At 70.6% G+C, this 25934-nt stretch carries 19 protein-coding genes; 14 read left to right on the forward strand and 5 right to left on the reverse strand.

All coding sequences use genetic code 11. The features are described from left to right. The first annotated feature begins 205 nt into the window (after window positions 1–205). Window positions 206–535 carry a hypothetical protein gene (locus NRY95_00760; GenBank protein ID UYC16553.1) on the forward strand — a complete coding sequence of 110 codons (330 nt, stop codon included), beginning with the start codon at window positions 206–208 and terminating at the stop codon, window positions 533–535. Further along, window positions 528–884: a type I toxin-antitoxin system SymE family toxin gene (locus NRY95_00765; GenBank protein UYC16554.1), complete on the forward strand. Its 357-nt coding sequence runs from the start codon at window positions 528–530 to the stop codon at window positions 882–884. Before NRY95_00760 ends, NRY95_00765 begins: the two co-directional genes overlap by 8 nt. Before the next feature lie 293 nt (window positions 885–1177). Here the strand turns inward: NRY95_00765 and NRY95_00770 are convergent, their stop codons facing one another. The 4 genes from NRY95_00770 to NRY95_00785 form a co-directional block, all read right to left on the reverse strand. Beyond that, window positions 1178–2440: an alpha/beta hydrolase gene (locus NRY95_00770; protein UYC16555.1), complete on the reverse strand. Its 1263-nt coding sequence runs from the start codon at window positions 2438–2440 to the stop codon at window positions 1178–1180. Between the two features lie 725 nt (window positions 2441–3165). Then, a complete protein-coding gene (locus NRY95_00775; protein UYC18676.1) occupies window positions 3166–3597 on the reverse strand; it encodes a hypothetical protein in 432 nt (143 codons plus the stop codon). A gap of 475 nt (window positions 3598–4072) precedes the next feature. Further along, on the reverse strand, window positions 4073–4963 hold the full coding sequence (locus NRY95_00780) for a type II toxin-antitoxin system RelE/ParE family toxin (GenBank protein ID UYC16556.1): 891 nt from the start codon (window positions 4961–4963) through the stop codon (window positions 4073–4075). A 420-nt stretch (window positions 4964–5383) separates the two neighbouring features. Further along, entirely contained in the window at window positions 5384–6382 is a 999-nt protein-coding gene (locus tag NRY95_00785; GenBank protein UYC16557.1) for a retropepsin-like domain-containing protein, read from the reverse strand. A gap of 442 nt (window positions 6383–6824) precedes the next feature. On the opposite strand from NRY95_00785, the gene NRY95_00790 reads away from it, so the two are divergent. The 6 genes from NRY95_00790 to NRY95_00815 all read left to right on the forward strand — a co-directional run bounded on the left by NRY95_00790 (window position 6825) and on the right by NRY95_00815 (window position 15954). Next, a complete protein-coding gene (locus NRY95_00790; GenBank protein ID UYC16558.1) occupies window positions 6825–8207 on the forward strand; it encodes an MFS transporter in 1383 nt (460 codons plus the stop codon). 145 nt (window positions 8208–8352) lie between these two features. After that, a complete protein-coding gene (gene folE / locus NRY95_00795) occupies window positions 8353–8955 on the forward strand; it encodes a GTP cyclohydrolase I FolE (GenBank protein UYC16559.1) in 603 nt (200 codons plus the stop codon). Between the two features lie 71 nt (window positions 8956–9026). Continuing rightward, the gene (locus NRY95_00800) at window positions 9027–10496 is read left to right on the forward strand and encodes a DUF3375 domain-containing protein (GenBank protein UYC16560.1); all 1470 of its coding nucleotides are present in this window, start codon (window positions 9027–9029) and stop codon (window positions 10494–10496) included. Between the two features lie 37 nt (window positions 10497–10533). Continuing rightward, window positions 10534–11187: a DUF4194 domain-containing protein gene (locus NRY95_00805; GenBank protein UYC18677.1), complete on the forward strand. Its 654-nt coding sequence runs from the start codon at window positions 10534–10536 to the stop codon at window positions 11185–11187. Window positions 11188–11265: 78 nt separating this feature from the next. Further along, the gene (locus NRY95_00810) at window positions 11266–14736 is read left to right on the forward strand and encodes an AAA family ATPase (protein UYC16561.1); all 3471 of its coding nucleotides are present in this window, start codon (window positions 11266–11268) and stop codon (window positions 14734–14736) included. A gap of 27 nt (window positions 14737–14763) precedes the next feature. Next, window positions 14764–15954 (forward strand): DUF2220 family protein, encoded by a 1191-nt coding sequence (locus NRY95_00815; protein UYC16562.1) that lies wholly within the window; start codon window positions 14764–14766, stop codon window positions 15952–15954. Between the two features lie 23 nt (window positions 15955–15977). On the opposite strand, the gene NRY95_00820 is transcribed toward NRY95_00815, so the two are convergent. Next, a complete protein-coding gene (locus NRY95_00820; protein UYC16563.1) occupies window positions 15978–16751 on the reverse strand; it encodes a TSUP family transporter in 774 nt (257 codons plus the stop codon). 98 nt (window positions 16752–16849) lie between these two features. On the opposite strand from NRY95_00820, the gene NRY95_00825 reads away from it, so the two are divergent. The 6 genes from NRY95_00825 to NRY95_00850 all read left to right on the forward strand — a co-directional run bounded on the left by NRY95_00825 (window position 16850) and on the right by NRY95_00850 (window position 25932). After that, window positions 16850–17242: a YchJ family metal-binding protein gene (locus NRY95_00825; protein ID UYC16564.1), complete on the forward strand. Its 393-nt coding sequence runs from the start codon at window positions 16850–16852 to the stop codon at window positions 17240–17242. A gap of 199 nt (window positions 17243–17441) precedes the next feature. After that, entirely contained in the window at window positions 17442–19037 is a 1596-nt protein-coding gene (locus NRY95_00830; protein ID UYC16565.1) for a GGDEF domain-containing protein, read from the forward strand. Window positions 19038–19332: 295 nt separating this feature from the next. Next, entirely contained in the window at window positions 19333–21573 is a 2241-nt protein-coding gene (locus tag NRY95_00835; protein UYC16566.1) for a lytic murein transglycosylase, read from the forward strand. Window positions 21574–21981: 408 nt separating this feature from the next. Further along, window positions 21982–23226 carry a TCR/Tet family MFS transporter gene (locus NRY95_00840; GenBank protein ID UYC16567.1) on the forward strand — a complete coding sequence of 415 codons (1245 nt, stop codon included), beginning with the start codon at window positions 21982–21984 and terminating at the stop codon, window positions 23224–23226. A 199-nt stretch (window positions 23227–23425) separates the two neighbouring features. Continuing rightward, window positions 23426–24031 carry a biliverdin-producing heme oxygenase gene (locus NRY95_00845; protein UYC16568.1) on the forward strand — a complete coding sequence of 202 codons (606 nt, stop codon included), beginning with the start codon at window positions 23426–23428 and terminating at the stop codon, window positions 24029–24031. After that, window positions 24028–25932, forward strand: a complete 1905-nt coding sequence (locus NRY95_00850; protein ID UYC16569.1) for a GAF domain-containing protein — start codon at window positions 24028–24030, stop codon at window positions 25930–25932. The genes NRY95_00845 and NRY95_00850 overlap by 4 nt, the downstream gene beginning before the upstream one ends. Window positions 25933–25934 lie beyond the last annotated feature (2 nt).

Genomic DNA, 25934 nt, shown 5'->3' on the forward strand with positions numbered 1-25934 from the left:
CCGCCTGGCGATTGCGTCGTCTACGAAACGAGACATGAGGTGCTTCAGGGCAGCGGTCGAGCAGACGGCACCGGCCCGAAGTTATGGGTACGACTGTCGTTGCGCGGCTGAAGCTCTCAGTGAATATCTGATTTTTGGATATCAAAAAGAGCGCGCTACGTTGGCTGCGCGGACACCCCGTCCGCCCACGTCGAGGACGGATGCCATGACGACTTCGAAAGCCCGCACCACCGCCGCCGCGCGGCACACCGCGCCAACGGCCACGCTACAAACGCAGGAAGAGCCCTTCACCTTCGGCGTCACCCTGCAACAACTCGACCAGTTCCACGCGCTGTTACGCACCATCACCGCGCAGAGCGACATGGTGGCGGTGTGCAGCGGGGCGCCGCTGGACGACAAGAGCGTGTCGATCCTGGGCGAGAGCATCTTCACGGCCGCCCGCGCGGTGCGCGGGATCGTGGACGAGATCCACGCACAGCGGCTGGGCGGCGATGGTCTGGCGCCGGTGTCGCACGGGGAGCCGCGCCATGCGTAAGCCGCCTTCCCGTCCCGCTGCCACCTCGCGCAAGCGTGCGCCGCGCCAGACAGCGCAGTTCCGCGACTGGACCATCGTGGAGCCGACGCTCACGCCGATGCTGACGCCCGAGCAGATCGCCGCCGAGCTTGCCGCCGAGGCAGCCCGCACGCCGCGCGCGCCCCGTCGCCGGCGCCCGCCGCAGCGCTGCAAGATGGGCTACGGCTATTACCCGGCCAGCAACCAGGTGGTGCCGGCGCTACGCCTGCGCGGGCGCTGGCTGGAACAGCTGGGTTTCGCCATCGGCAGCACGCTGCGCATCGAGGTGCGCGCGGGTGAACTGGTGGTGCGCGTGGCCGGCGCGGACTGAGGCCTGGGGCGCGGTGCGGTGCGGCCGCGCCGATGGATGGAGCCGTTGCAGGGCACGCAGGATGCGGCGCGGTGGTGCGTTCGGGTGCTTCCCGACCACCAGCGGCCGGATGCCGGTGGCGGCATCGATGCCGGCGCAGGCGGAAGCCGGCGTATGGGGTGCCGGCACCGTGGCGGTGCGCCTGGGCAAGGTGATTTACCGGCGCGGCCGCGCCTGTTGCCAGGCACGGCCGCGGTGGGGCTGACGATCGTAGCGGCGCCGTAGCGGGCGCCGCGCGATCGCGTTGCCGGCGCTTAGCGGTACTTGTCCAGGAACTGCTGGCGCACGGCGACGGCGCAGGCGTCCTCGGTCAGCAGATGCTCGACGGCGCTGTTGTCGCTCGGATCGCCGGAGCCCAGGTCGAGTACGGCCACCTGGTTGCTGCCGCGACGCTTGAAGGCGGCGATGGCGGTGTGGGCGTTCTTCAGCGGCACGGTAGCGTCGTTGTCGGAGCCGCACAGCAGGGTGGGGGTGCGCGGGGCCCAGCTGAGCAGGTCGTTGCGCTCCAGGTCGCGCAGGAACGGGTCGTTGGGGTTGTTGCCGAAATCGTTATAGAACCCGGGCTGGAAGTAGCGGCGGATCTTGTCGACGCCCGGCAAGGTAGTGCCGGTCGCCAGATCCTCCACGTCGTGGGTGCCCGGGAACAGGGACTCGACCTTGCCGGCCCACGGATCCTGGAAGACCTGCGAGGGAGCCAGATAGATGTTGTGGTAGGTCCGCTGCATCGCGATCACGGCGTAGCTGGCCAGCACGATGTCGAAGGTGCTTTCGCCCACGCTGTTGCGACCGCTGCGGCTGTCCAGGAAGGTCTGGCTCAACGCATACGGCCCGGAGACCGGGGCGCTGGCGACCAGGTTGAACTCGTCCGACAAATGCGCTTCGATCTCGCGCTGGGTGGCCATTGCAGCATGTCCGCCCTGCGAGAAGCCGGTCAGCATGACCTTGCCCGACAGCGGCGTGTTCAAGCGCTGCAGCAGCTGACGCGCTGCGCGCATGGCATCGATGGTGGCGCTGGCCTCTGACGCGCTGTGCAGGAACGGGTGGAAGGGATAGTTGGACTGGCCCAGGCCCAGATAGTCGGGGCTGACCACGACATAGCCCTGGCTGGCAAGGTGGGTGACCATGGTGTCGTCGCCCTTGTCGTCGCGGATCTCCTTCGCCTGCTCGGCGCGGCGCAGCGTCTCGGTGCCCTGGTCGTAGCTCAGCAAGGGGTAAGGGCCGGCGCAGTCCTTGCCGCCGGGGACGAGCAGCACGCCGGACGCGGTCGCCGGTTCGCCGTTCACTCCAACCGTCGCATACGCGAACTCGGCGACGCGAACGTCGCACTTGGCCTGCTCGCTGGGTTGCTCTTCGGCCATCAAGGCGGTGATCGCCTCGCGGGTGTAGCTGGACAACACCGCGCTCTTGAGCAGGGTGCCGCGCGCCGGGGTCGCGGTGGCTGCCATGGGCAGCAAGGCGCCGGCCACGCCGAGCAGGGAGACCAGTTGAAACGCCAGTGTGTTGCGGATCGTGACCATGAAACGTCCTCGCATGTCGTACGCCCGTCGCCGGGTGTGGGGTGGGTGGGGCGCAAACACTACTATGGCAGCGAGGACATTTCTGCGAAAAAGATTCGATATGTTTATCTGCGGTAGTTATTGGGTCCGCTGCGTCCTGAATAACGCGATCGGCTGCGCCGTTGCAACGTGCTGCATATCGCTGCGCGTTCGTGAGCAAAACGGATTTTGTGCGGAAATCAGCTTGGAAAAGCGGTTTTTTCGATTATTCGCGTCGTTTCCGACGGGCGCACGAGGCGAGGGTGCGGAATGTTTCCGGGCAGAATTTTTATCCGCATGCTCTCAATTTGCAGATATTAAATAATTGAAATATCCGCAACTGAAGATAATCGTGGCCGCACGCGATCCTATATGGGGGCGCGTGCGCGGCGCTGGAGGATATGGCGGGGTGGCGCTGATGGCGTCGGCGGCCATGCGCGGTATTCGCTGCCGATCGCGGTGCCGCGGTCAGGCTGCGGCATGGTCGGCGGGTAGGCACGCTGGTCGGCGTGCACACGCGGGCCGCGTGGTCGGCTGCCTGGCGTTGCGCCCGGCGGCGGGCGCAACCCGGCCGGCCGCCGGGCGGCGCAGGTCAGCGCGGGGAATGCGCGGCGGCGTGGACGCGGCGCCGGGCGTGACGCAGGCGCGGCGCCGCAGGGCAACCGGGCAGCGCCAACGCGGCCTGGCCTGCCCGGGAATCGATGACGCTAGCGGACCTTGTACAACACCGCCGCGCCGGGCTTGGGTTCGAACATGGGCACGGTCTGCTGCTTGAGCGCGGTGCCCTTGGCGTCCCACACCAGGGTCTCGGCGGGGTATTCCTCGTTGCGGGTCATGGTGTCGATCTGCTTGACGATCACCGTCGAGCCGGCCTTCACTTCGGGATTCCAGGCGAACACGCCGAGCCTGCCGTAGAACACGGCCGGCGCGTCGGCATCGAGGCGGCGGTCGGGGCACATGACCAGGCCGCGGTCGAGCATCACGCGCAGCGCGCCGACGGGCACGGCTTTCACGGTGGGCGCGGTGCGGTCGGTGCTGTGGCCGGGGCAGACATTGGCCGAGCGCAGCAGCATGTCGTCGACCACTTGCCGGTCGGACTGGGCGAAGGCCGGCAGGGCGGCGGCGGACAGGGCGAGCATTGCGACAGTGGACTTCCAGTGCACGTGACACCTCCTATTGAATGAATTGCTCCGGCGTCGCGGTCGGCCACGTTGCACAGGTGGGCCGTCCGCCAGGGACGCGCGGCGACTCTATCAACAAGGCCGATGGGCAATTGCAAATGGAGCGTGATGGCGTGCGCCCTCGTGCACGCTTCCATTCACGTTGCATGTGCCGATCGATGGCGGTGGCGAAAAGGCGTTTGCCCAGTGGCGGTAGGCATGCGGGGAGCGCGGCGACACGCTCGTGCGCATTGCCTGGCGCGCTCACGTGTCGGCATCGCTGCGGAGGGTGAGCGAACGTTTCGAGCTGCTGCACTGCGCATCGGGGTAGAAGCGCTGTCGTCTCTGTGCAGCAACGCCGGATGCAGGGACGGCGCAGCCTTGCGCACCCAACTCCGCGAGTCGCTTTCGCGCCGGACCCTCACCCCAACCCCTCTCCCGGGGGGAGAGGGGCTTACTTGTACGGCCCCGGGCCGCGCCAGACCAGTTCGCCCTGCTTGTAGACCTGCAGCATGGTGATGACTTCGCGGGCGTCGCCGATCGCCTTCAGTTCCGGGGAGTCCGGTGGCAGCGCGCGGCATTTGCCGGAGCCGCGCTTCATCGCGATCTCCAGCGGGCAGGCCATGCGGTACTGGGTGCCGGGCAGCAGGATGAAGAATTCCTTCATGCCCTGGTCCATCCACGCGCGCAGCAGGGTTTCGCTGCGCAGGTCGTAATAGACCAGGTAGCCGCCCAGTTCCATGCTGGGGCCGGCGTCGCTGGGGTCGCTGCGGCGGCCACCGCGGCCGGCGCCGTCGCGGACCAGCCCCGCTTCGTTGGCACCGATGTCCTGGTCGATGGCGCCCGGCGGCCGCCCGGTCCAGGTCTCGCGGCGCTGGGTCGGTTCGGGTTCGCTGGCGGCGGCCTGGGCCTGCTGTTGCGCGGCGGGGTCCGGTTGCGGCGGGGCCGGTCGCTCGGCGGGCGTGGGCGCGGGCGGCGCCGGGATGCTGGCCGTGGCGGCCGGATCGGGCGGCGGCACCGGATGGTCGGACTGCGCGACCAGGGTGGACTGTACCGGCGAGGTGGCGCGCCGTTTCTTGGCCGCGACCGGCTTGTGCGCGGGGGTGGGGCTGGGCGGTGTCTTGGCCGGATGCACGGGCTGGCGCGTGGCGCCGACGAAGTCCACCTTGGTCCGGCCGCCGCTGGCGGCGCCTTGCGGCGTGCTCATGGTGGGCGGGTCGGCCAGCAGCAACAGCAGCACCATCAGCAGATGCAGCAGGGCGCTGACGAGGGCGGCAATCCAGGGCTCGAGGCGTTCGTCCCAGGTGTTGGCCCGGGGGGCCGCGCGATGCGACGCGTTGCTCATGCCGCCGCGGCTGCGTCGGGAGTGCGGGCCTTCATGGGGGGTCTGCAGGGTGCGGCCAGTGGGGGCGCCATCGTAACGCGTGCAGGGCTCCATTCATTTGCTGGGTCGCCGCATGCTTAGGGTCTGTTGGTGTTGGCGGGACAGGGGGCGGCCAAGCCGCGCCTGCGCGCGGCTGGCGCGTTCGCCGCGATCGGAAGAACGCAGTGGATGGGCACGGCCCGCTCGGCAGGGCGCTCGCGGCTTGGCCGGGACAACACGCAGGCGGGCAGTGCCATCTTCCGTGTCCCTGTCCCAGGCCATCGCCAGGATCCGCTTCGAGCGCGGCCGCAGCGGCCGGTGCGGCCGAAGGCGGCGGTCCTGGTCCTGCCGGCCGAAGCGAGCGCCAAGCTGCCGCCGCGGGCCTGCGCCCAGCCCTGGTCGTCAGCGCTGCTTCGCGGGCGTCTTCGGCCTGGTGAAGAGCAGCCCCGATCCGAAATCGATGACGGCGTCGTTGGCGCGCATGAAATCGCAACCCAGATACCCATCGACGACTTCGGACGCCTCGGAAGGCCGTTCGGTGCCGTCGTACGCGTACAGGTCGTAGCTTTGCGCCTTGATCGATTGCAGCGGCTGGCCATCCACCACGATCGCGAACGGTTCGGCGGTCTCGCGCTCATCGCCGGTGGCCCCGGTTGGCCCGCCGTAGTGGTCCACGACCGGCCCCAGCCCGACGGCGGCCCGCGACGCGAATGCGGTATCCATCGAGATCGACGCCACGGTGGACACCGCAAACCTGGACTTGACGCCGTTCACCGTGGGGAAGACGTAGTAGCGATCTTCCTTGGCGTCCCAGGTCATCGGATGGGCGGTGTAGCCTTGCTGGCGCAGGCGGCGGTGCTCGGCGGCCACGTCCTGGTCGCTTTCCGGAAGCACCAGCCGATCGTGGCGGTAGTCGACCAGGACCTTGGAAGCCTTGAGCCACTCGATTCCGATCATCCCGTCGACAGGGGGCGTCTGCGGGATCTCGAACACCAGGATGCGCAGGTCCTTGTCGCTGCGGCCGCCGACCACGAATCGTTTCGCGACCGCCTTGGCGCTGCCGAGCTCGCTCACTTTGCCCGGCTCGGTGATGCCATAGGCGCCGAGCGGCACCAGATTGCCGATGCCCGCTTTCTTCGCATTGGCATGCGTGGTCATGGCGGAGAAGCTGGCGTTGGCATGGACCATGAAAAGGAGCCTGGTGCCGTTCAGTTCGACCGGGACGTAGGGCCGCGTGCCCGAGGTCTGGCGATAGGTGAACGGCGCATAGTGGGTTTTCGCCTCGCTGGCGGGGACGGCGCCGGCAAGCAGCAGGCACGCGAACAGCGCCGAGCGCGATCTGGACCAGGGGCCCGCGCTGGCGCGTTCGCGGATGGACGTGGGACGGGCGGCAGTGGTCATGGTGGTCACTGGATCTGGAGGGGCAGCGGTGGCCATGACGCGGATGGCGTCGCACGGCGGCATCGCCGGTGCGAAAGCATGTTTGAAAACGGCAGGCGAGTAAAGAAGAACCCGCCGCCTCTCCTGGGTCGACTGCAGCCGTGTTCCGGCGCGGGGGCTGCCCGACATGGCGACGGGCCGCCCGCGGTCTGCGCCGGGACACGCCGCCGGCACGCAGTGCTATCGTCCGCGCCATGTCCAAGGCCTCCGCGCCAGCATCCGCTTCAAGGCGACGTTGCGGCGGCCTGGACCTTCCTGCTGCTGCCTGCCGCGGCCAGCGCCTGCGACATGCTCGCCGTCTCGCCGCGGGCAAGCGCCGCGCGCCGCCGTTCGCGACAGCGTCCTCGCAAACCGCCACCTGTACTCTTACTCTGGCGGTGTCCATCTGCTGAAGGGTCATCGCATGAGCGCACCCGCATCCCCGATCGCTGCCGGTTCCGGCGCCGCACCTGGCAGCCTTCGCCGCTCGGTGTCCAATACGCTCAAGGGCTCGGCCGGCAATCTGGTCGAATGGTACGACGTCTACGTCTACTCGGTGTTCGCCACCTACTTCGAATCGCAGTTCTTCTCCAAGGAAGACAAGAACGCCACGATGTTCGTGTGGGCGATCTTCGCGATGACCTTCCTGATGCGGCCGATCGGCGCGTGGTACTTCGGCCGCTTCGCCGACCGCTACGGCCGCCGCCTGGCGCTGACCATCTCGGTGTCGCTGATGGCGCTGTGTTCGTTCGTCATCGCGGTCGCGCCGACGGTGCACACCATCGGCATCGCCGCGCCGATCGTGCTGCTGCTGGCGCGGCTGCTGCAGGGCTTCGCCACCGGCGGCGAGTACGGCACCAGCGCCACCTACATGTCCGAGGCGGCGATCCCGGGCCGGCGCGGCTTCCTGTCCTCGTTCCACTACGTGACCCTGGTCGGTGGCCACGTGCTGGCGCAGGCGACCTTGCTTGTGATGCTGCATTTCTTCGATACCTCGCAGGTCTCCGCGTGGGGTTGGCGCGTGGCGTTCGGCCTGGGCGGCATCGGGGCGCTGGTGGTGTTCTGGCTGCGCCGGTCGATGGACGAGTCGCTGGGCTCGGACGCCATCGCCGAGGCCAAGCAGGGCGGGGCGCGTTCGGCCGGTTCGCTGCACGAGCTGTTCGTGCACCAGTGGCGGCCGCTGCTGCTGTGCTTCCTGGTCACCGCGGGCGGCACCATCGCCTTCTACACCTACTCGGTGATCGGGCCGAAGATGATCCAGAGCGCCTTCGCCGGCGACGACGTGATGGCCGGCACCATCATCAACCTGGTCGCGCTGACCGTGCTGATGCTGATGCAGCCGGTCGGCGGCTGGCTGTCGGACATCGTCGGGCGCAAGACCCTGCTGGTGTTCTTCGGCATCGGCGGCGTGCTCTACACCTGGTTCCTGGTGCTGGAGCTGCCCAGGCAGAGCGATTGGCTGACCGCGTTCGCGATCCTGACCGGCGGCTTCGTGATCCTGACCGGCTACACCTCGATCAACGCGGTGGTCAAGGCGGAGCTGTTCCCGACCCACATCCGCGCGCTGGGCGTGGGCCTGGGCTACGCGCTGGCCAACTCGGCCTTCGGCGGCACTGCGCCACTGCTGTACCAGGCCTCGCTGAAGACCGGCCACGTGACCACCTTCGTCTGGTACGCCACGGCGGTGATCGCGGTGTCGCTGGTGGTGTACATCTTCTTCCTGACCAACAAGGGCGCGAACTGGCTGGACGACGAGCGCGCGATGCGCGAGCGCAAGGCCGCGAAGGGGGCGGCCGGGCGCGGCTGAGGCCGGTGCGCCTTGCACGGGCGTGGCCTCTGGCCATACCCGTGCAAGGCGCACTGCGATCCCCGCTGGCAGGGCCGCGCCCGGGGTTCTGCGGCGCGCGTGCGACTCGGGTACCATGCAGCCCCCCTCACGGGCGTTTTCGCTTATGGCCGACTCCAAGAAGACCCACGACTCCCCTGTGACCCAGGACCAGGCCGAAGCCGCCGTGCGCACCCTGCTGCGCTGGGCCGGCGAGGACCCGGACCGCGAAGGCTTGCTGGATACCCCGCGGCGCGTGGCCGAGGCCTATGGCGACTGGTTCAGCGGCTACCAGGCCGACCCGCGCGAGTACCTGCTGCGCACCTTCGAGGAAGTGGCCGGCTACGACGAGCTGATCGTGCTGCGCGACATCGAATACGAAAGCCATTGCGAGCACCACATGGCGCCGATCATCGGCAAGGTCCATGTGGGCTACCTGCCGCGTGGCAAGGTGGTGGGCATCAGCAAGCTGGCGCGCGTGGTCGAGGCCTATGCGCGGCGCTTCCAGGTGCAGGAGAAGATGACCGCGCAGATCGCGCAGTGCATCCAGGACGTGCTGCAGCCGCTGGGCGTGGGCGTGGTGGTGGAAGGCGCGCACGAGTGCATGACCACCCGCGGCATCCACAAGCGCGGGGTCAGCATGGTCACCTCGAAGATGCTCGGCACCTTCCGCGAGGACGCGCGCACCCGCGCCGAGTTCCTGCGCTTCATCGACGGCGGCAAGCGCTGAGCGTGCCGCATGCGGTGCCGCGCTAGCATTTCCGCGTCTTCGACCCGCCGGTCGCGCCCGGCAGGATCGGCATGAAGCACCGCGCCCGCATCGCCCGCTACCGCACCCTGCGCGAGCAGCCGCTGTGGAAGCTGCTGGCCGCCGACCATGCGCCGGAAGTGATCGGCCTGCTGCAGACCCTGTTGCTGGAGTCCGAACGCCGGCTGCCGGCGGCGGTCCTGCACGAACGCCTGCAGCGCATGCTCGACGAACTCAACGCCGACCAGCTCTCGCGCGAACTGCCGCGCACCGCGCAGGCCTATGTGGCGCACTGGCTGGCGCAGGGCTGGCTGGAGCGGCGGCTGCCGGAGGGCGCGCAGCAGGAGGAATACGAACTCTCCACCCAGGCCACGCAGGCGATCCGTTTCGCCGACGGCCTGGAGCACGCGCGCGGCGCGGCCACCGAGAGCCGCCTGGCGTTGGTGATGCAGCAGCTGGCGCAGCTGGCGGCGCTGACCGAGACCAATCCCGATGCGCGGCTGTCGGCATTGCGCGACGAGCGCGACCGCATCGATGCGGAAATCGCGCGGGTGTCCAAGGGCAAGGTGGCGGCGCTGGACGGCAAGCGCGCGCTGGAGCGCGCGCGCCAGGTGATCGCGCTGGCCGACGAACTGACCGAGGATTTCCGCCGCGTCCGCGACGACTTCGAGCAGCTCAACCGCGACTTCCGCGAGCGCATCATCGACGACGAGGGCGAGCGCGGCGAGATCCTGGGCAAGCTGTTCGAAGGCGTGGACGTGATCGGCGACAGCGAGGCCGGCCGCAGTTTCCAGGCGTTCTGGGCCTTGCTCAACGATGCCGAGCAGAGCGCGCAGCTCGACGCGGCGCTGGAGACGGTGCTGGCGCGCGGCTTCGCGCGCAAGCTCGACCGCCGCGAGCGCGGCTTCCTGCGCGGGCTGACCGGCACCATGCTCGAGCGCGGTGGCCAGGTGCACGACGTGATGCAGCATTTCGCGCGCAGCCTGCGCGGTTTCGTGCAGAGCCGCGGCTATCTGGAGCAGCGCCGGCTCAACCAGCTGCTCAAGCAGGCGCAGGCCGAAGCCCTGGCGTTGCGCGACCACATTCCCGCCCAGCGTGGCATCGGCCGCGACCTCAAGCTGACCACCAGCCGCCTGCGTTCGTTGGCGCAGTGGCGGCTGCACGACCCGCGCCAGCAGCAGGTGGAGGGCGGCATCCAGCGCAACGAGGCGGCGGCGATTTCGCTGGACAGCGTCGGCGACCTGGTGGCGCAGTCGGAAATCGACTTCCGCAGCCTGCGCCGCGATCTGTTCGAGCTGCTCGGCGAGCAGCCGCAGCTGACCATCGCCCAGGTGCTGGCACAGCGCGAGGCCAGCCAGGGCCTGGGCAGCGTGATCGGATATCTGTCGCTGGGCACCCGCCATGGCGTGGTCGCTGCCGGGCAGCAGGAGATCGCGCAATGGCGCGGCGGCGACGGCCAGTGGCGCCGCGCGCGCATTCCGTTGGTGTGGTTCACCCAGGAGAAACGCCATGAACTGGCATGAACACGATCCGGATCCCGAGCAGGAACAGCGGCACGGCATGGCCGACAGCGCCGCACCCGACGCCGGCACCGGCCTGTTCCCCGGCGACAGCGGGCGCCTGCCGGTGGAGGCGCGGCGCGCGCTGTGCCAGCTGCTCAGCGGCCCCAGCGTGGACGCGCAGCGCCACAGCAAACTGTGGCCGGCACTGCTGCGCAGCGAGGCGGCGATCCGCAGCGCCCTGGCCGACCTGTTCCTGGAACTGGTGCTGGATCGCGAGGCCGGCATCGCCTTCACCCGCCAGGCCGATACCGGCGAACTGGAAGCGCCGGTGCTGCTGCGCTCCTCGCCGCTGACCTTCATCGACTCGGTGTTGCTGCTGCACCTGCGCCAGCAATTGGCCGAAGCCGATGCGCGCGGCCTGCGCGCGGTGGTGGAGGAAGCGCAGCTGGGCGAGGCGCTGGCGGTGTACGAGAAGAACCTGTCCACCGACCGCGCCGGCTTCCTGCGCCGGGTCGGCAACGCGGTGCAGAAGATGAAGGACAACCACATCCTGACCCGCCTGCGCGGCGAGGACGAACGCTACGAAGTCTCGCCGGCGCTGAAGCTGCTGTTCTCGGCCGAAGACGTCGCCGCGCTGGCGCTGGTGTACCGCCAGCTGCGCGAAGGCCCGGGCAGCGGCGAGGACGACGCCGAGCCGGCGCAGGATGCCTAGGACGCGCTTTGGCCGGCGTGGGCTGCCGCCGCTGCGCGCCGGCTTGGTTCCGCGCGTCCCCGTCCCTAGACTGTGCGGATGAAATCCTCCGCTTCCACGCCGGGCCTGTTCGCCGGCGATCTGCCCGATCCGCGTCTCCAGCAGTTCCGCATGCGCCGCCTGCAGGTGCACAACTGGGGCACGTTTTCCGGCCTGACCGAGATCCCGATCGCCGCACGCGGTTTCCTGTTCGTCGGCCGTTCCGGCTCGGGCAAGTCGACCCTGCTCGATGCGATGTCGGCGTTGCTGACTCCGCCGAGCATCGTCGATTTCAACGCCGCCGCGCGCGAGGCCGAACGCAGCGGCCGCGACCGCAACCTGGTCTCCTACGTGCGCGGCGCCTGGGCCGACCAGCAGGACAGCGAATCGGGCGAGATCGCCACCCAGTACCTGCGCAAGGGCGCCACCTGGACCGCGCTGGTGCTGGAGTACCGCAACGGCGAGGACCGCGTGGTCAGCCTGGTGCGGCTGTTCTGGATCGCCGGCAACGGCACCGCCGCGGCCGACGTGCGCAAGCACTACATGGTGGCCGAGCGCGCGTTCGACATCGCCGCCGACCTGGACGGCTTCGACCTGGACCTGCGCAAGCTCAAGCAGCGCCTGCACGACGTGCACCATTTCGACAGCTTCGCCGGCTATGCCGAACGCTTCCGCCACCAGCTCGGGATCGGCAACGAGATGGCGCTGCGGTTGCTGCACAAGACCCAGTCGGCGAAGAACCTCGGCGACCTCAACGCCTTCCTGCGCGGCTTCATGCTCGAGGAGCCGAAGACCTTCGACGCCGCCGAGCGCCTGGTCGGCGATTTCGCCGAACTGGACGGCGCGCATCAGGCGGTGGTGACCGCGCGCCGCCAGGTCGAGACCCTGCTGCCGGCGCGCGGGCACCACGCCGAGCTGATGGCGGTGCGCCGCCAGCGCAGCGAACTGGACGAACTCAAGCTCGGCATCGACAGCTACCGCGAGCAGCGCCGGCTGGCGTTGCTGGATGCGCGGCTGCAGGAACTGGATACGCAGGATCGCGGCCTGGCCGGCGAGGAAGGGCAACGCCGCGCCGCGCTGGAGAACCATCAGCGGCGCCTGGACGACCTGGAAGCGCAGCGCCGCGCGCAGGGCGGCGAGCGCATCGATGCGCTGGAACGCGAGCGCGGCCAGCAGGAAGCCGAGCGCGACCGCCGCGCCGGCAAGCGCACCCGGGCCGAGCAGGCCTGCCGCCAGCTGGAGCAGGTGCTGGCCGGCAGCGCGCAAGGCTTCGCCGAGCAGGCCGCACAGGCACGCGCGGCGCTGGAAGACGGCACGCGCGCGGCCGCCGAACTCGACGAAGCGATCGGCCAGCGCATCGCGGGCAAGGCCGAGGACGCCAAGCGCTTCGCCGAGGTGCGCGCCGAGATCGATGCGCTCAAGCGCAACCCGTCCAGTATCCCGGCGCCGCTGCAGGCGCTGCGCGCGCGCCTGAGCGCCGACACCGGCGTGCCCGAGGCCGCCTTGCCGTTCGTTGGCGAGCTGCTGCAGGTGCGCAGCGAGGACTCGGACTGGCGCGGCGCCATCGAGCGCGTGCTGCACGGCTTCGCGCAATCGCTGCTGGTGGACGAACGCCACTACGCGGACGTGGCCGACTGGGTCAACCGCACCCATCTGGGCATCCGCCTGGTCTATTACCGGGTGCGCGACAACGAGCACGCCCTGCCCGGGCGCGCGCCGGCCGCCGGCTCGCTGCTGCACAAGCTGGAACTGCGCGAGCACGCCTTCGCCGGCTGGCTGCGCCGCGAACTGGGCAAGCGCTTCGACTACGACTGCGTGGACAACGCCAAGGCGCTGCGCCATGCCGAGCGTGCGATCACCCGCGAAGGCCAGGTCAAGCATCCCGGCGAGCGCTACGAGAAGGACGACCGCCATGCGGTGAACGATCGCCGGCGCTGGCTGCTGGGCTTCGACAACCGCGACAAGCTGGCCCTGTTCGAAGAGGAGGGCCTGGCGCTGGCGCAGCGCATCGCCGCCTGCGACGCCGACGTGGCCGCGCTGCGCGCGCGCCGCGAACGCGACGGCGCGCGGCGCCTGGCCCAGCACACCCTGGCCAACCTGGCCTGGGACGAGATCGACGTGGCCGCGCCGCTGCAGCGCCTGGACGATATCGCCACGGCGCTGCGCCAGTTGCGCGAGGGCGATGCCAACCTGCGCGCGTTGGGCGAGGCGATCGACTTGGCGCGCGGCAACGTCGAACAGGCCGAGCGCACCTATGAAGGCGTGCGCAAGGAGCGCGCGAAGCTGGAGGGCGAGCGCGAACGCTGGGAGAAGGTCAGGGTCGGATGCGCCGACGCCGGCGCACGCATCCTGACTCCGCTGCAGGAGCGCGGCCTGGGCGAGCGGGTGCAGGGCCTGGGCGTGCTGAGCCTGGAAAACCTGGACGCGCATTTCCGCGAGATCACCAAGGTGCTGGAGGAGCAGCGCACCGAGTTGATCACCGCACAGAACCGCATCGAGCAACTGCTGCTGGAGTGCTTCAAGCGCTACTGCCGGGCTTGGCCCGAAGACAGCGGCGACTTCACCGTCAGCGTGGACAGCGCCGAGGACTTCCTCGCCCGCCTGCAGCGCCTGGAGCGTGACGGCCTGCCGCAGCACGAGGCGCGCTTCTTCGACCTGCTGCAGAGCCAGAGCAAGAACAACCTGCTGGCGCTGCAACGGCATACCGCCGAGGCGCGCAAGTCCATCGCCCAGCGCCTGGACGAGGTCAATGCCAGCCTGGAGCAGGTGCCGTTCAACCGCGGCACCTTGCTGACCATCGAGTTGGGCGACCGCCGCCTGCCGGAAGTGATCGAGTTCCACCAGCGCCTGCGCGACGTGCTCGGCCACCACCAGACCGAGCAGCGCGAACTGGCCGAGCAGCAATTTGCGGTGTTGCGCGAGCTGGTGCGCCGGCTCGGGTCGCAGGACGGCGAGGACAAGCGCTGGCGCGAGCTGGTGCTGGACGTGCGCCTGCACGTGGAGTTCGTCGGCGTCGAGCTGGATGCCGCCACCCGCCAGCAGGTGGAGATCTACCGCAGCGGCGCCGGCAAGTCCGGCGGCCAGCGGCAGAAGCTGGCCACCACCTGCCTGGCCGCGGCGCTGCGCTACCAGCTCGGCGGCGAGGACGGCGAACTGCCGCGTTACTGCGCGGTGGTGCTGGACGAAGCCTTCGACAAGGCCGACAACGAGTTCACCGCGCTGGCGATGAACATCTTCGAGAACTTCGGTTTCCAGATGGTGGTGGCCACGCCGCTGAAATCGGTGATGACCCTGGAGCCGTTCATCGGCGGCGCCTGCTTCGTCGAGATCAGCGGCCGCCACGATTCGGGCGTGCTGCTGATCGAGTACGACGAGCAGGCGCGTCGGCTCAAGTTGCCTGAGCGCGAGCGGGGCGGCGCGGTGCCGCCCGAGTCCGCGTCGGAATCAACACCTGCCGAACCCGCCCGTGCGCTCACCGAGAAGGCGCCAGCCCCGGCAGTGCGGCGACAGCCCGCTCGCCGCAAGCGCTGAGTCCTCGCCGTGGCCCGTCGCGCGTCCATGCTCGTCCCCGATGCCGCACGCGCGGAGCTGCGGGCGACATGGACGCGCCAGCGCGGGAACTGGCTGGCCGGGAATGGCGATTGGCCACGGAAAGTGTCGCTGCATCCACCGACCGAGGCGCATGCCGCTGCCGAATGGGAGGACTTCAGCCGCTGGCTCAAGCAATGGCGCGATGTCGGCGAGCCGGGACGCGTGGAGCCACTCGCACGCCGGTGGCCGCGCCTGGGTGTGCAGACGCTGCCGTGGCGCTGGTGGCTGGATACTCCGGCCGATGTGGCTGAGGCGATCGGAGAAGGGTCGGGCTGGACACGCGCCACCCACCGCGCACGGGATTTGCTGACGCGCTGGCCGCACATGGCGGCCGTGGCCGCGCGTCTGCGCCGCAACTATCGCGCACTGGCCGACTGGCCGCAGACCGAGTTCCAACGCCTCGTCGACGTCGTGGCCTGGTTGCAAGAACACCCGGACAGTGGCCTCTACCTACGCCAGTTGCCGATCGCCGGCATCGACAGCAAGTGGATCGAGAAACGGCGCGGCGTCGTGGCGGATCTATTATCGGGCGTTCTTGGATTTGCCGGCAGGCATGGATTGGAGGATCTAGTCGCGCTGCGCACCGCGCCGGACAGGGTACGTCTGCGCCTGCTCGACTCGGCGCTGCGGGCCGCGCTCGATGGGCTGGAGGACCTGACCGTGCCGGTGACCCAGGTCGCGGCGATGCAACTGCCGGTGCGGCAGGTGCTGATCGTGGAGAATCGGGAAACGGGCTTGGCCAGCGAGGATCTGCCGGGCACCCTGGTGCTGATGGCGCGTGGCTATGCGGTGTCCTACGTCGAGCGCATTCCCTGGCTGCAGCCGTTGCCGCTTTACTACTGGGGCGATATCGACACCCACGGCCTGGCCATTCTGGATCGCCTACGTCGCCATGCCCCGAAGGTCGTCTCGCTGTTGATGGACGAGCAGACCTTGCATGCAACGCCGCGCGATCTGTGGGCCAGCGAGGCCAAGCCTCACGACGCCGACGCCGAGGAGCTCGATGCCCTGACCGACGCCGAGCGCGACTTCTACGCCCGCCTGCGCAGCGGCCGTTTCGGACCCGCCCCGCGCCTGGAGCAGGAGCGCATCGCCTGGGACTACGCGTGGCCGCGCATCCGCGCCGCGCTGGCGGAGAACGCATCCAGCCCGGCGTGATCGCACGTTGCCGCCGCCGCGCCTCAGCGCAGCAGATCCCAGCCCATCTTGCCGATCAGCACCACCACCAGCACCAGGAACAGCTGCCGGATCAGCGGCGTGCCGCCGCGCAGCGCCAGCCGCGTGCCGGCCACCGCGCCGGCGATGTTGGCCGCGGCCATCGGCACCGCCACCGCCAGCAGCACCTGCCCGCTGGGCACGAAGAAGCACAGTGCGGCCAGGTTGGTGGCCAGGTTGACCACCTTGGAGGCGGCCGAGGCGCGCAGGAAGTCCAGGCCGAAGAAGCGGATGAACAGGAAGATCAGGAAGCTGCCGGTGCCGGGGCCGAAGAAGCCGTCGTAGAAACCGATCGCCGCGCCCATCGCCAGCGCGATGGCCAGTTCGCGGCGGCCGACGTGGCGCGGCCGGTGCAGCGCGCCGAAGTCCTTCTTGACCAGCGTATAGACCAGCATCGCGATCAGCAGCGCCAGGATCAGCGGCCGCACCGCCTGTTTCGGCAGCAGGCTGACCGCGGTGGCGCCGAGGAAGGAGAACGCGAACGCCGCCGCGGTGGCGTACAGCACCGGCCGCCACGGGAAGCGCACGTTGCGCGCATAGCGCCAGGCCGCCGCGCCGGTGCCGGCCATCGCGCTGAACTTGTTGGTGCCCAGCAGCACCGCCGGCGCCTGCTGCGGCAGGGTCGCGAACAGCCCCGGCAACTGGATCAGGCCGCCGCCGCCCACCGCCGCATCCACCAGCCCGGCGACGAAGGCGATGCACAGCAGCCAGGGCAGTTCGGTCGGGATCAGCTCCAGCAAGGCGGCGCTCCGGGCGATGGGCGCGCAAGCATAGCCGGGGCCGCCGCGCACGGCAGCGCCGGCGTGCGCCGCGCCGCCGCAGCCGGCACAATCGGCGCATGTCTCCGTCCGCCCCGCGCCTCGCCGATCCCTGTCCCTGCGGCCGCCCGCGCGATTACGCGCAGTGCTGCGGGCGCTACCACGCCGGCGCCGCCGCGCCCGACGCCGAAACGCTGATGCGCGCGCGCTACAGCGCCTACGTGCGCCGCGATGCCGACTACCTGCGCGCCAGCTGGCACCCGTCCACGCGCCCGGCGGAACTGGAACTGGATACGCACACCGCCTGGCTCGGCCTGACCGTGCAGCGGGTCGTCGCCAGCGGCGCCGACAGCGCCGAGGTCGCCTTCCTGGCGCGCTATCGCATCGGCGGCGGCAGCGCCGTGCGCATGACCGAGCACAGCCGCTTCGTGCGCGAGGACGGCCGCTGGTACTACCTGGATGCGCTGGACTGAACCGATGGGCAGGGGCCGGCATCAGGGTTGCGCGGCGCTGGCCGACGACGTCGCCGTGTCCGCCGTCCCCGCAGTCGCGATGTCCTTCGTGATCACCGCGCTCCTGGCCCGGTTGCGTCGCTGGCGCCGCTGTGGCCCGGTATTGCTGTCGTGCTGGCTTGTGCTCGCCTGCGCCATCGCCGTGGCAGCGCCCGCGCCCATGCCGGCGTTGCAAGGCGCCTGGCGCCCGATCGCCGCCGCCGACCGCGGGGTGCCGCCTTCGCGCGCCGATCCGGCGCTGCAGCGTTTCGATCCGAACCGGATGACCCAGCTGCACGGCGGCGACGCCGGCGCCTGGGTGCTGTTGTGGCCGGCGCAGGGGCAGTGGCCGCTGGCGCCGTGGGTGCTGGAAGTACCCAGTCCTGCGTTGCAGCGGGTCACCCTGCTGGCGCCGGTCGCCGGCGCGGCACCGCAGCAGCGCGGGCTGATGCGCGACGACCCGCAGGCGCTGCCCGGCAACGGCCGCCTCGGTTTCCGCATCGATGCCGCACCGGCCGCCGGGCAGCCGCTGCGGCTGTGGGTGGATCAGCGCGGGGTCATGGCCGCTTCGCTGCGCTTCCAGCTGCGCAGCGAGTCCGACTACCTGCGCCAGGACAGCCGTTGGCTGGTGGTCGCCAGCCTGAGCTTCGCGATCATGCTGAGCATGGCGGCGATGGCGCTGGTGTTCGCCTGGCGGCTGCGCGAGGCGACGTTCCTGTACTACGCCGTCTACGTGCTCGGCTACGGCCTGGTGATGGCGCTGGAGACTGGCTACGTGGTGCATCCGCTGGGCCTGGAAGCGATCGGCCAGGCCGCGCGGTTCTGGGGCCGCCTGGGCGTCACCACGTCGATCGTGGCCGCGGTGCTGTTCCTGGAACGCTTCGCCGACCTGGCGCAGTACCTGCCGCGCGCGCGGCGCTGGCTGCGCGGCTATGCGCTGCTGGTCGCGTTGATCGCGCTGCCGGCGCTGCTGCCGCTGCCGTGGCTGGACGCGCTCGGCCGGGCGCTGGTCAACCCGCTGCTGATCCTCGGCGGGCCGCTGCTGATCGGCATCGCCGTGGTGGCGGCATGGCGCGGCTCGCGCTATGCCGGGCTGTTCCTGCTGGGCTGGACGCCGCTGCTGCTGGTCACCGCGCTCAGCAGCCTGCAAGGCTTCGGCATGGTGGCGCACTGGACGTGGAGCGAAGAGGCGGCACTGGCCGCCGGCGCGTTCGAGGCGCTGGTGCTGTCGCTGGGCCTGGCCGAGCGCAGCACCGCGCTGCGCCGCGACCGCGACCAGGCGCGGCAGCTGGCCGATTTGGATCCGCTGACCGGGCTGCTCAACCGCCGCGCCTGGCACGAGCGCCTGAGCCCGCTGAAGCAGGCCATGCGGCGGCGGCGCCAGCCGCTGGCGCTGATGTTCCTGGACGTGGACCATTTCAAGCGGCTCAACGACCGCTACGGCCACCGCGCCGGCGACGACGGCCTGCGCATGCTGGCGCAGGCGTTGCGCGAGGAGCTGCGCAACGACGACCTGGTCGGCCGCTATGGCGGCGAGGAATTCGTGATCGCGCTGCCCGGCACCGACGCGGCGCAGGCCACCCCGATCGCCGAACGCATCCGCGAACGCTTCCGCGCGCAGGCCGCGCTCGTCTTTCCAGGGCTGCAGCCGACCTTGAGCATCGGCGTGGTCCAGCTGCGCCCCGGCGACGACGCCAACGGCCTGGTGCAGCGCGCCGACGAAGCGCTGTACGCGGCCAAGAGCGGCGGCCGCAACCGCGTGGTCGCGGTGCATTGAGAGATGGGCGCCGTGCGGCAGCGGATCGGCGCAGCCACCGCGATTCCCTGTGGGAGCGACTGAAGGGCACCTCTAATAACCTCGATTCTAAAAATTTCGCACTATGCGCATCAATGACTTGCGAGCGTTTTAGTCGAGTTTTTTGGGGTTATTAGCGGTGCCCTGAAGTCGCTCCCACAACAGCTCAGTCACCCTGCAAGACCGCCACCGCGCGGCCACCGCCCCACCCCGTGAGCGGCCCATTGCCCCCGGTTGTTTATGATGTCCAGCCTGCTGTCGGCGAGGAAATTCGATGATGCGTTTCGCCTGGGCCCTGCTGCTGGCCGCGCCCTGCGCCGCCGCGCAGACCCTGCCCGCGCCGCCCGTGGCGCCGGACCCCGCCTTCGTCGGTTGCCTGTCCACGCTGCGCACCGCCGCCGCCAAGAGCGGCGTGGCCGCCACCGCGTTCGACCGCTTCACCGCCGGCGTGCAGCCGGACATGAGCGTGCTGCCGCTGCTCGACGCGCAGCCGGAGTTCACCACGCCGATCTGGGACTACCTGGCCGGGCTGGTGGACACCCAGCGCGTCGCCGACGGCCGCGCGATGCTGGTCACCCACCGCGCGTTGCTGGCCCGGGTGGCGCAGCACTACGGTGTGGACGCGGAAACGGTGGTCGCGGTGTGGGGCGTGGAGAGCGACTACGGCCGCGTCTCCGGCAAGCGCCCATTGCTGGTGTCGCTGCTGACCCTGTCGTGCAACGGCCGCCGCCAGCCGTTCTTCCGCGGCGAACTGTTCGAGCTGCTGAAACTGCTGCAGGCCGGCGACCTGCAGCCCGACGGCCTGAGCGGCTCCTGGGCCGGCGCCTTCGGCCACACCCAGTTCATGCCCAGCACCTATGCCCGCGTCGCCGTGGACGGCGATGGCGACGGCCGCCGCGACCTGGTCGCCAGCATTCCCGATGCGCTGGCCTCCACCGCCAACTACCTGAAGCTGGCCGGCTGGCAGAGCGGGCAGCCGTGGGGCATGGAAGTGAAACTGCCGGCCGGTTTCGACCCGGCCCTGGCCGGGCGTACCCAGCGCCGGCCGCTGTCCGACTGGCGCGCGCGCGGCCTCACCGCGACCGACGGCGGCGCGCTCGAGCTGCCCGCGCTGGCGCCGCAGACCCCGGCCGCGGTGCTGATCCCGGCCGGCACGCAAGGCCCGGCGTTCCTGGTGTTCCGCAACTACGACGCGATCTACGCCTACAACGCCGCCGAAAGCTATGCGCTGGCGATCGCGCTGCTGTCCGACCAGCTGCGCGGCAAGCCCGGCCTGGTCACCGCCTGGCCCACCGACGATCCCGGCCTGGGCCGTCCGGAGCGGCGCGAACTGCAGACCCTGCTGCTGGCGCGCGGCCACGACATCGGCCAGGCCGACGGCATGATCGGCAGCGCCAGCCGCCGCGCGATCCAGGCCGAGCAGCTGCGCCTGGGCCTGCAGCCGGCCGACGGCCGCGCCGGGCAGCGCATCCTCGATGCGCTGCGCCGCGAGGCGTCCGGCGCACCCGCCGCTGCACCCGCCACGCCGCCCGCGCCTGTACCGGCACCCGTACCCGCCACGCCGTTCGGCGGCAAGCCCGCCACCGCGTTCCGCGTGCCGGCGCGCTACCCGGCCTTCGTCCAATCCCCCGCGCCACGGAGCATCACCCCCATGTCCGAGATCCCCGGCCTGAGCACAGGCGATTTCCACGGCTATCCCTCACTGCTGGTGGAGACCCCGCACTCCACCGCCGCGATCAGCCTGTTCGGCGGCCAGTTGCTGTCGTTCGTGCCCAAGGGCGGCAGCGAGGTGATGTGGCTGTCGCCGAGCGCGCAGCCCACGCCCACCCCGATCCGCGGCGGCACCCCGGTGTGCTGGCCGTACTTCGGCCGCCAGGACCAGAGCGCCGACGTGCCGGCGCACGGCTTCGTGCGCACCGTGCCGTGGCAGCTGCAGGACGCGCGCCGCGAGGCGGACGGCAGCATGCTGCTGACCCTGGCGCCGCCGGACTTCGACGACCTGCCGCTGCGCCTGCGCATGCAGCTGCGCATCGGCGCGACCCTGGAGCAGCGCCTGATCACCGACAACGTCGGCCGCGAACCGGCGCGCTTCACCCAGGCGCTGCACAACTACTTCCACGTCGCCGACGCCACCCAGGTGCGCGTGCAGGGCCTGGACGGACTCGACTACCTGGACAAGTTCGAAGGCTACGCCACGCCGCATCGCCAGCACGGCGACTGGAGCCTGCAGGACCCGCGCGATCCCGGCCGCAGCGACCGCATCTACACCGGCGCCGGCGGGCGCTACACGCTGCTCGACCCGGGCCTGCAGCGTCGCATCGAGATCGCCACCGTCGGCAGCCGCACCCTGGTGGCCTGGAATCCGGGCGAAGCCGGCGCGCAGAAGATGGTCGACGTCGGCGCCCACTGGCGCCAGTTCGTGTGCCTGGAAGCGGCCAACGCCGGCCCCGAGGTGATCGAACTGGCCGCCGGCGCGCAGCACGTGCTGCAGCAGACCATCGCCGTCGCGCCGCTCTGACGGCGGCGGGCTGCAGCGACCGTTCGGCCCTTACAGGCAGGGGCGCCGGTGGCCTCAGGCCATCGGCCCCAAGGTTTTCTCGACCAGGCATCAGGCCGACGCGAGCCCCCGTGGGAGGGACTCCAGTCCCGACGCGCCCTGCCGGCAAAGCGTCGGGACCCCATCTTCCCGCGGCGAGTGCCCCCTCCGCACGGATGCCTTGCGGGGCAGACGCCATCAATGGCGGATACCGATCCGGCGCGCTCTGGCCTTGCGCCATCGGCCCCGATCCACGGTTCTGGCGCCGGACCAGCGGCCGTTTCCCGGTCGCCACCGCAGCCATTTCCACGACCGCCGCCGCGAGCTCAACCCCACCCCGAAACCCCACGCCTGCCGATTACACTGCCGCCTCCATCGGGAGACCATGCCGTGCATTCCTCGCCCCCTGCCGCGCGCACCCGTCGCGCCGCGCTGGTGTTCATCTTCATCACCCTGCTGATCGACGTGCTGGCCTTCGGCGTCATCATCCCGGTGCTGCCCGGTCTGGTGCGCGGCTTCACCGGCGGCGATTTCGCCGCGGCCGCCAAGTGGGTCGGCTGGTTCGGCTTCCTGTTCGCCGCGCTGCAGTTCGTCAGCTCGCCGCTGCAGGGCGCGCTGTCCGACCGCTACGGCCGGCGCCCGGTGATCCTGGCCTCGTGCCTGGGCCTGGGCGTGGACTTCGTGGTGATGGCGCTGGCGCAGAGCCTGCCGTTGCTGCTGCTGGCGCGGGTGGTGTCGGGCGTGTTCTCGGCCAGCTTCACCACCGCCAACGCCTACATCGCCGACATCACCACGCCGGACAGGCGCGCCCAGGCCTACGGCATGATCGGCGCCGCGTTCGGGCTCGGCTTCGTGATCGGGCCGCTGCTCGGCGGCTGGCTCGGCAGCTACCACCTGCGCGCGCCGTTCTGGTTCGCCGCGGCGCTGGCGCTGCTCAACGTCCTCTACGGTTTATGGGTGCTGCCCGAATCGCTGGCGCCGGAGCGGCGCACCCCGCGCCTGGACTGGAAGCACGCCAATCCGTTCGGCGCGCTGCGGCTGCTGCGCAGCTACCCGCAGGTGTTCGCCCTGGCCGCGGTGATCTTCCTGGCCAACCTGGCCCACTACGTCTATCCGAGCATCTTCGTGCTGTTCGCCGAGTACCAGTACCAGTGGGGACCGAAGCAGGTCAGCTGGGTGCTGGCCCTGGTCGGGGTGTGCAGCATCGTGGTCAACGCCTTGCTGGTCGCGCGCGTGGTGCGCCGGCTCGGCGAACGCGGCGCGCTGCTGTTCGGGCTGGGCTGCGGTGTGGCCGGCTTCGCCATCTACAGCGTCGCCGGCAGCGGCGCGATGTTCCTGCTCGGGGTGCCGGTCAGCGCGCTGTGGGCGGTGGCCTCGCCGTCCGCACAGGCCATCGTCACCCGCCACGTCGGCGCCGATGCGCAAGGCCGCGTGCAGGGCGCGCTGATGAGCCTGGTCAGCCTGGCCGGCATCGTCGGGCCGCTGCTGTACACCTGGGTGTTCGCGCTGTTCATCGGCAAGCACGCACCGGCGCATCTGCCCGGCGCGCCGTGGCTGCTGGCCGCGCTGTTGCTGGCTGCCGGCTGGGTCGTGGCCTGGCGCCGCGCGCGCCTGCCCGACAGCGCCACCGCGTAGCACGCCTGACCACGTTGCGGCGGACCGTTGCCGCATGGGCGGCGTGGTGCCGCGGGCGGCGGATGAATTGCTCAGCTTTGAGCCGGCGCGGCGTGCTGCGCGGCCGCCGCCGCGCCGGGCGCTGTGCATCCACGATGCTACGCTGTGCGACCTCTCCGCTGTCGCGGCCGGTCCGGCTGCTGTAGACCGCACGCCCTTCATGATGTCGCCCCCCGACGGTTCCGCCGTGCCCCTCACCGCCTCGCGCCTGTTGCGCGAAGCCACCGTGCAACAGCATCTGGCCGTCGAACAATTGCCGGCGATGCGCGCGCTGATGCGCGAGCGCCTGTCGGTGGGCGATTACGTCCAGGTGCTGCGCCGCCATCACGCGGTGCTGGCCGGCTGGGAGCAGCGCGAAGCGGCCTGGCTGCACGCCAGCGGCGATGTCCACTGGCGCTACCAGCCGCGCAGTCCGCTGCTGGAACAGGATCTGGCCGCGCTGCGGGCGACGTCGCCGCTGCCGGCACCGGCGCCGCTGCCGGTGGCGCATGCGAACGGCAGCCGCTGGGGCATGCTCTACGTGGTCGAGGGCTCGCGCCTGGGCGGGCGGGTGATCGCCCGGCAGCTGCGGCAGACGCTGCCTGGCGTCGCCCCGGCACTGGCCTACTTCGAGCTCGGCGATGCCGATCCGGCCAGTTGGCGGCGTTTCCAGCAACGCCTGGAGCAGGCCCTGCCGACGCCGCAATCGCGGCAGGCCGCCGTCGACGGCGCACGCGCGATGTTCGCGCACTTCCACACCCACTTTGCCCTGGAGACAGTCGCATGAGCGAGACCGCCGTGCCCCTGGACATGGACGCCTGCGCGCGCGAGCCGATCCATATTCCCGGATCGATCCAGCCGCACGGCGCGCTGCTGGTGATCGACCCCGGCGATGGCCGCATCGTGCAGGCCAGCACCAGCGCCGCCGACCTGCTCGGCGTGCCGCTGGCGGAGCTGCTCGGACAGCGCTACGACGCGCTGCTGACGCTGCAGGAACCGCGCCTGTCGGCGGACGCCTCCGAACGCACCCAGCTCGCGTACGTCGACGTCGGTTTCCCGCGCCGCGCCACGGCTCCGCGCCAGCGCTGGGTCGGCGCCTGGCATCTGTACCCGGAGCAGTGGCTGCTGGAACTGGAGCCGCGCGATGCGCCGCTGGCCGACGCCACCTTGCGCGAGGCCTTGCCGTTGCTGCGCCGGCTCGAGACCGACAACAGCATCGACGAAGCCTGCCAGCGCGCGGCCAAGAGCCTGCGCACGCTGATCGGCTACGACCGGGTGATGATCTACCGCTTCGACGACGAGTGGAACGGCGACGTCGTGGCCGAGGCGCGTACGCCCGAGCTGGAGTCCTATCTGGGCCTGCACTATCCGGCCAGCGACATCCCGGTGCAGGCGCGCACGCTGTACCTGCGCAACCGCGTGCGCCAGATCGCCGACGTCGGCTATGTTCCCTCGCCGATCGAGCCGACCCTGCATCCGCGACTGCGCGCGCCGGTGGACCTGAGCGACGTCAGCCTGCGCAGCGTCTCCCCGGTGCACCTGGAATACCTGGCCAACATGGGCGTCACCGCGACCCTGGTGGCCTCGATCGTGGTCAACGACGCGCTGTGGGGGCTGATCGCCTGCCACCACTACCGCCCGTACTTCTGCAACCACGAGATGCGCGACGTCACCGACGCGGTCAGCCGCGCCCTGGCCGGGCGCATCGGCGCGCTGACCGCGGTGTCGCGCGCGCGCGTGGAAACGGTGCTGCTGACCGTGCGCGAGAAGCTGATCACCAACTTCAACGAAGCCGAGACGCTGACCGGCGACATGCTCGACGACATGGCCTCGGACCTGCTCGACGTGGTCGATGCCGACGGCGTGGCGGTGTTCCACGGCGACCACGTCACCCGCCACGGCATGGTGCCGGCGGCCGCCGACCTGGCGCGGATCCGCGAACAGATCGAGTCCAGCCATCACGAAGCGCTGCGCCACGACGCGGTCGGCGCCTTGCATACCGACCAGATCGGCGCGACCTTCCCGGAACTGGCCGACCTGGCGCCGCTGGCCGCCGGCTTCATCTTCGTGCCGCTGATGCCGCAGGCGCGCAGCGCGCTGCTGTGGACCCGGCGCGAGCAGGTGCGCACGGTCAACTGGGCCGGCAACCCGCAGCTGTCCAAGCTGCAGGACATCCCCAACTCGCGCCTGTCGCCGCGCAAGAGCTTCGACCTGTGGCAGGAAACCGTGCGCGGCCGCGCGCGGCCCTGGTCGCCGCTGAGCCTGGAATCGGCGCGCAGCCTGCGGGTGCTGATCGAGCTGATGGAGCGCAAGCGCTTCCAGCACGATTTCGCGCTGCTGGAAGCCTCGTTGTCGCGGCTGCGCGAACCGGTGGCGATCATCGAACGCGGCAGCGACGGCCGCCCCAGCCGGCTGGCGTTCGTCAACGACGCCTTCGCGGTGCTGTACCAGCGCGAGATCGCCGAGCTGATCGGCTGCGAACTGGACCAGCTGTACGCCAGCGACGCCGCGCCCGCCGAAATCCAGCGCATCGCCACCTTGCTGCGCCAGGGCCGCGCCGCCTACGTGACCTTGCCGCTGCGCATCGAAGCCGCCGCGCCGGTGCATCGCCAGTTCGATTTCGAACCCTTGCCCAGCCCGTCCGGCGTCTCCACCCACTGGCTGCTGCAGCTGCGCGACCCGCGCTGAGG

Source organism: Xanthomonas campestris pv. phormiicola (genome assembly GCA_025666215.1).
Lineage (GTDB): Bacteria > Pseudomonadota > Gammaproteobacteria > Xanthomonadales > Xanthomonadaceae > Xanthomonas_A > Xanthomonas_A campestris_A.